This window comes from Pseudoalteromonas shioyasakiensis, assembly GCF_022398475.1.
In the GTDB taxonomy this organism is placed as follows: Bacteria; Pseudomonadota; Gammaproteobacteria; order Enterobacterales; family Alteromonadaceae; genus Pseudoalteromonas.
Genome location: NZ_JAKEVM010000279.1, coordinates 1 through 1,286, shown reverse-complemented (window position 1 = coordinate 1,286; position 1,286 = coordinate 1). Strand labels below are relative to the sequence as shown.

The 1,286-nt window shown below is 31.7% G+C and carries 1 protein-coding gene; it reads left to right on the top strand.

Annotated features, from left to right (window positions below; all coding sequences use genetic code 11):
* Positions 1-307: 307 nt before the first annotated feature.
* On the top strand, positions 308-1,286 hold a 979-nt coding region (locus tag L1D51_RS21455; RefSeq protein WP_239964834.1), incomplete at its 3' end, for a glycosyltransferase family 4 protein.

Here is a 1,286-nt window from a genome sequence, read left to right as displayed (position 1 = left end):
CCTATCTCTTGTTAAGGATTTCTCATTAAAAATTACAGCTTTATTAATATCCCTATTTGTTTGTTACTTTTATCACTTTTTTGTTTTGATTTCGATGTATGACAAGAACAATATTAAAGATTACAACTCTTGGATTGGAGTTTTATATTGAAATATCTTCTAGTTTTTATACTTTTTTTATTATTTTTTTAGTTGGGATGGTGAAAGTTTTTGTGTAAAATATTAATGAGATAATACAAGTTTCACTTTGGTATGAATCAATTTTGTTGAGTAGCATATTTATAAACTTTCACTTTTGGATGATAAAATGAAAAAGTTATTAGCTGTTGGAACGTTACCTCCGCCTATAGGTGGGACGTCTATTTCTTTTCAGGGGTTTATTGATATGGCTAATGAGCACCCAAGTGTTTCATTGTCTATTCTTGATTCTAGGGGGCTAAGAGGGGCTGATGGTAAGCTCAAAATTACTAAGTTTATTTCTTTCATTTCTAAGCTTAAATCATGTATAAAAAGCAGTGATGTAGTAATGCTGCATCTTAGTTATCAAGCTTTAACTTTACTTGCTCCTTTTGCAATATTACTTTGTAAAACCTTCAAAAAAAAACTTGTAATTAGACGGTTTGGAGGTGTACTCCATAATGAAATGAGTTTTTTTCATAGGGTATCCCTAAATTTTGCGCTTAAGCATTCCGACATATATTTAGTAGAGACAAAGCGCCAAGTTAAAGAGCTGAAAAATAAAAAGGTTGTTTTTTACCCAACAGGCAGAAGTAAAAAATTTTTTAGCTTATATAATTCTCCGCCAAGTAAGCTAACAAAAGTATCCTTTATTTCTCAAGTGAAAAAGACGAAAGGTATTTTCGAATTGATTGAAGCAGTAGGAAATAGGCCTGATTTAAAGCTAGAGATTTATGGGCCATTATATGATGGAATAAAGAAGCAAGATCTTGAAAGGTATGAAAATATAAAGTATTTGGGGGTAGTATCTGGTATTAGTGTTAATGAAGTAATATCTGATACAGACGCAATTTGTTTACCTTCTTATTACCCAGGAGAGGGTTATCCTGGAATAATTTTTGAAGCAATTCAATGTGGTAAGCCAGTTTTGGTATCTAATTGGAAAGGGCTTCCAGATCTCGTTTACAAAAATTCAGGGGTTATTGTAGAGCCAAAATCTGATACCGCTATCATAGAGGGCTTAAATGAGATCGAAAAAATAATAGAAAGTGAAGAGTTTATACCTGATATTGAAAAGTTGTCAGCTGAGTTTGATAGCGATTCTATAT